1 protein-coding gene is annotated in these 1,129 nt (G+C 31.3%); it reads right to left on the reverse strand.

Translation table 11 applies throughout. From position 1 onward, the window contains the following. Nucleotides 1-414: 414 nt before the first annotated feature. Nucleotides 415-1,129, reverse strand: a 715-nt coding sequence (locus tag H8B04_RS16830) for an IS3 family transposase (RefSeq protein WP_190303066.1), incomplete at its 5' end; no start/stop codon positions are given.

The raw sequence follows: 1,129 nt of genomic DNA on the forward strand, positions 1-1,129 counted from the left end.
TGCAACAACTCCACCTTAAATTTGGTGAGAGAATGAAAGCCTTCGGCGGCTCTAAATAGATATAGGTCCGAAGGGGACCTATATCTATTTAGAGCTCAATGACACAGTTTGCTTTACACTTCCTTAATAAATAACTATTCAATATAAATTTTGTCTTACTTCCTATAATTTAACAGCCTAACCTTATTGTAACAACGGTTATAAACTATATATCATTATGATTAATTAAAAAAATTGTCTATTAAGGGTTTATATATCGATTAACATTAAAATATAGATATAAATTGATTAGAAAATGGTTTAGCTTAAAAATTTTCTCTAAATATAAAGTTAATTAACAATCAAACAACTATTCTACTTTAAAAAATTTTTTTTCAACTATTTTGTAGACTGCACCCCAAAATTTAGACAAATTTAGTTTAAAGATTTATAATTATGAGTTCGGTATTCCACCGGACTCATTTTGTTTAAATTGGATTTAATTCTGTCGTTATTGTAATAATTTATATACTCTTTAATTTCTCTTTTTAAGTGTGCTATGCTGTTGAATTTTTGAATATAAAACAGCTCTGATTTTAATGTTCCAAAGAAGTTTTCAATAACTGCATTGTCCAAGCAATTTCCCTTTCTAGACATACTTTGAGTAATACCCTGCTCTTTCAATAAATGTTGATATTGCCTCATCTGATATTGCCATCCTTGGTCGGAATGGAAAATCAAATTACTGCCATCTTTTAACTTTCTAAATGCCTTGTGAATCATGCCTGATATCTGTTTGAAATCAGCTCGCTCGCTTAACTGGTAACTGATTATCTCCTGGTTGTACAAGTCCATTATGGGCGATAAATACAACTTCTTATCCCTTACTTTAAACTCCGTAACATCAGTTACCCATTTCTGCTCAGGTGCTTGTGCTTTAAACGCTCGCTCTAATATATTAGGAGCTATTTTGCCTTGTTCTCCTCGATATGATTTGTATTTCTTGGTACGTATCAGACTTTTAAGACCTAGCATTTTCATGATTTTAAGTACTGTTTTGTGGTTGACAGCATCACCTTTCTTGCGTAATTCGTCGGTGATACGTCTATAACCATATCTACCTTTATGCTTGTTATAAATACTCTTTATC

This window comes from Sphingobacterium litopenaei (genome assembly GCF_014692495.1).
Classification (GTDB): Bacteria; Bacteroidota; Bacteroidia; order Sphingobacteriales; family Sphingobacteriaceae; genus Sphingobacterium; species Sphingobacterium litopenaei.